Genomic DNA, 4,106 nt, shown 5'->3' on the forward strand with positions numbered 1-4,106 from the left:
TCCCTTTAGAAATGCCTGATCAGCTTGTAAGGGCTGTTTCAATTGTGCGTACAAGCGGGCAATCTTGCTCCAAGATATTTGGGCTGCTCCTTCCCATGTTACGCAATCGAGCCATAGCTGGAGGGCTAAATCGTATTTCTCTTCATACTCCCAACGGGTTGCTAAGCGTGAAATCGTTAATTTACTAACAAGATATCCAGGTAAGTCGGGCTTATCTTCCGGCTTGTTTCGCTGTCCAAGCAACTCGCCCGCTTGCCCTCCGATAACATCTACTTCTTCCTGCATAGTCTCTGGTAATGCTTCCTTCAGGAGGGTTTTGAAAGCAGTCAACCTGCCGGTTCGTCCCGACAAAAACCGAAGAAACTTTTCCTGTTTAGGTAATTTCTCCAGTACAAGGTCTCCGGCCATGCAATAATGCAACATAGCCGTCGCTGCATAAGCCGGGTTAAAATCCTTATTCGCCAGAAATGCCTCTCTGTTCACCCATTGCCAGTAAATGGGTGAAGCATTGGCCCAATCTTTTAGACCAATCTGTGACGCTGGAATCATGGCAAATTTAAACTGGACAACTTGAGCGAATTGGCCAAGTTGGGCCGACGTTACGAACACAGTAGCGGGTGAGAGTGGCAGCACGTCGATGCGTGAATGTGAGAGTATTGTGTACGCTTCTTGCTGCCATTCGAGCAAACGCAACCAACAAAGCGCGTTACGTTGTGGTTCGTTGCGCCACTCCTGACTGGCAACTGAGATTGATTGAAGGGAATTAGGGCTGGTGTACAGCAACTGAATTTCCGTCCCGCTGACCTTCAGCCGAGGAATCAACCAAGCGCTGTCTTTCATGTGCTGCCATCCGTTTATCACTTGTTCAATTTGGGCCCGCCGCCTGGTATCCCGGATGATGATCTTAAAGGCAGAGTCACTTTCCCATATTAATTGACCAACGGGAAGTTGGAGGTCGTTGTTCATCCTAAATGTTCATGGTTAGCATGGTTAAGTTGACCAGTGCGGTGCCGATCTCCTGCCCGTTCCGGTTCTGGCGCGCCGTTTCGAGCAGGCGAATGCCTTGCTCGAGTTCTTTACGCTTCGTTTCCGGCAGGGTGGGCAGCATTTGATTAGCTCTATTAATCAAGGCTACCATGGCGTCTTCGGGTTGAGCGGGGGACGGTCCGCCTGCCGTTTCCAGATTTCCTGAAGCCACTACCTCAGCGAGGTCCATGCGTTTTTTCTCAGTGATGGCTCCCTGCCCCCTCTCCAATTGAATGGGCTTTATCGCGCCGGTTTGCAGGTGTTTCAACTCCCCGAAAAACACGCCGTCGGTATCTAAGGCGAAGGTGATTTCAAACTCGTGTACCCCTTTCGGCTCTGGCCGCAGACCGTCTATGACGACTTCGCCGAGTTTGAAATTGGTGGAAGCCTTTTTGTTTTCACCCTGATAGACGGGGACGTGGATGCTCGTCTGGTTGTCTTTGGCTGTTGTGTAACCACGGCGTGTGATTCGGTGTGGAATAATGCTGTCCTTGGGAATAAGCGAATCATAAATGTCTTCATCCAGACCCACCCCGAGAGTATGGCTTACAACATCTTTGATATTTGTGCTGGTTGCTTCGCCGCCGGCAAAAGTGGCTTGTGGCTCGGCAAGTTTTACCTCCTCGTTGTCTTTAATGACGGCAGCCTGGCTTGGCTCAAAATTAAGCGCCATCCGAGCGGCCCCTATCGCCACAATTTCATCCGGGTTGAGGTTGGACTTGACAGGCTTTTTAAAACGGGTCTCGAGTTGTTTACCCACGGCGGGTATTTTGCTGGATCCTCCCACCAAAATGATAGCCTCAATGTCTTCCAATGTAACCCCATAGTTTTTGGCCGCGCTGTCCAGCGCAACCTGTACCTGTACAAAGGTTTTTTCCAGTAGCGGCTGGATTATCTGCGAAAACTCCTGCGTACTAATCGGAAAAGAGGCTTCTTCAATACCCTCAATAGGGTTAGCGACAAAAAACTCCTGGCTGGTTTCCTGGTTACACAGGTCAATTTTTACCTTCTCCGCCTGCAAGCGTACCTTACCCCTCAGTTTCCGGTTTTCGCTGAAATCACGGCCGTATTGTTGTTGCATTTTTGTTAAAAACCACTTAGTCAGCAATTCGTCGATGTCACCCCCGCCCAAATGCGCATCACCTCCAGTGCCTACTACCTCAACTGTATTTTCGTTTTCTATCCGCACAATAGATACGTCAAAGGTGCCGCCGCCGAAGTCGTATACAATGAAACTTTGCACTTCGTTAGTATCAAGACCGTAGGCAACTGCTGCTGCGGTTGGCTCGTTGATGATCAGTCGCGGGTTCAATTTTGCAATTTTTGCCGCCTCTCGCGTTGCGTTTTTTTGGGACTCTTTGAAGTAAGCGGGAACAGTGATTACGGCATCATGCACTTCTTCACCGATGATGCGCTCGGCGCACGCCTTGAGTTCCTTAAGAATGAATGCCGAAATGGTTTCCGGGTCGTATTGTTTTTGCCGCACTGTAACCATTTCCTTTCGGTTAGATTCGTCTTTTTCGCCCATCATCCGTTTGACCTCAATTAACACCCCGTCAGGATCCCTCTGCTGCTTTTCTTTGGCTGCTCTTCCTACCGATACTTCACCACCCGCCGCAATGTATACCACCGAAGGAGTTGTAGGCTCGTTCTGGCGGTTAGGAATAACTTTTACATCCTGTCTCTCAATGCTGTAGGCGGCCACTACTGAATAGGTGGTGCCCAGGTCGATGCCAATGACTTTATGGTAAATTGCCATGCGGATATAGTAGTTTTTGGGTTGTACAAAAGTTAAAGTGACACAGATGCGTGCACGTAAGCCGACAGAAACGCTGCCAGTTCAGAATCTAGTTTTGTGAGGATCCACAAAGGCAGCGATCCCGGGTGAGGCAGCCAGCAGTCGTTGCCCAGCACCTCTATCAGCACCGCTGTTGCCAGTTCAGCTTGGTTTTGGGTGTCTAGCCACTGATCATAGGGGTCGGGCTGTACAGTGAGTACCCGGTTGTGCGGGTTATCATAGTCGTATTGCTCTCTTTTTTTGGCAGAACCAATGGCATCCAGAATTTGCTGTAATCGTACGAAGGTATCATCGGCCGAGCCGAATTGCTGGATTGTCTGCTTACGTCGACCTCTTCTCGCATCCATTTGCTGCTCGGTAATCAGCGCTTTAATCTCATCGGTAGGCATCAGGGGAGAGATGCCGAGTTGGCTGTAGTAGTTGTTGGGATCGTACTGCACCATACTCTTGGGTTTGGGCCGGCGCTTATCCATGTTTGTCGAGTTCTTGAGTGGTTTTTTCGTATAATTCAAGCAAGCCCTCATGATTGGCCGCCCGCGCGGCCCGGATGTTGGCTTCTATCTCGTTGTGGGCTCGTTGAAATGATTGGAGGCCCTTCGTTGTATCGTTTCTATTTAACAGGTCATACCCTTCTAGCCAATAAGCAAGCGCCTTACAATAGACCATTTCCAGGGTATCTTCCTGAGGCACCGTTTCAATGACGAGCAAAGTATCCAGTGCCGGCCGGTATTCCCCCTTTCGTAAATGCTGCTGGGCGATCTGCAACTGGACCTTCGCTTTAAGTGACTGATACCGTTCCACAAACTGTTTTACGGCGGGCTCCTCCGAGTCTTTAATGAGTGCGACCAATTCGTCTGCTTCAGCAATCCGTTCGAGTTTGAGCAACAAAAAGGCTCGTTGCCGTTGAATAGCAAAACCAGGAGCACCGTAAAGTCCATGCTCTGTCAAAGCCTCTAGAGCTTCCTGGTAGTTGCCTTTCCGCAGCAATTCATTTGAACGATCCAGTGCTTTGCTTACCAAAATGCTGTCTTCAAAACGGTCTAGTCGATCCGTTAACTGCGCGCTTTTAGCGGCCGATTCTGGAAACACTTCACCGGCTAAATGGATGAGCCTGCGAATTCGTTTAAAGTTGTCTGTCTCGCTGAGTATCTGCTGCAAGCGGTCGCTCCAGTCGACTTTAACTGCAAATGCGGGCAGGGCGGGGGCCGGAACGCCCATCTGGTAATTAACCAATGTACCGGCCAGGGTAATCTCGGCAAAATCGTGCAGGAGCATCTCCGGG

At 50.0% G+C, this 4,106-nt stretch carries 4 protein-coding genes; all 4 read right to left on the reverse strand.

The annotated features are described in order from the left end of the window. A partial coding sequence (locus ACOJS8_RS03250; protein ID WP_420147095.1) for a hypothetical protein occupies positions 1–840 on the reverse strand: 840 nt, incomplete at its 3' end. Between the two features lie 127 nt (positions 841–967). Then, complete coding sequence (locus tag ACOJS8_RS03255) at positions 968–2,785, reverse strand: Hsp70 family protein (RefSeq protein WP_420147096.1); 1,818 nt, start codon at positions 2,783–2,785, stop codon at positions 968–970. 32 nt (positions 2,786–2,817) lie between these two features. Further along, complete coding sequence (locus ACOJS8_RS03260; RefSeq protein ID WP_420147097.1) at positions 2,818–3,297, reverse strand: hypothetical protein; 480 nt, start codon at positions 3,295–3,297, stop codon at positions 2,818–2,820. Next, positions 3,290–4,106 (reverse strand): hypothetical protein (locus ACOJS8_RS03265; protein ID WP_420147098.1); only part of this gene is annotated, 817 nt, incomplete at its 5' end. The genes ACOJS8_RS03265 and ACOJS8_RS03260, both read right to left, overlap by 8 nt.

Source organism: Spirosoma sp., assembly GCF_048594605.1.
Lineage (GTDB): Bacteria > Bacteroidota > Bacteroidia > Cytophagales > Spirosomataceae > Spirosoma.

Excerpts from the sequence above, each read along its gene's own strand:
- ACOJS8_RS03255 (WP_420147096.1), bottom strand. The coding sequence starts at position 2,785 with ATGGCAATTTACCATAAAGTCATTGGCATCGACCTGGGCACCACCTAT.
- ACOJS8_RS03260 (WP_420147097.1), bottom strand. The coding sequence starts at position 3,297 with ATGGATAAGCGCCGGCCCAAACCCAAGAGTATGGTGCAGTACGATCCC.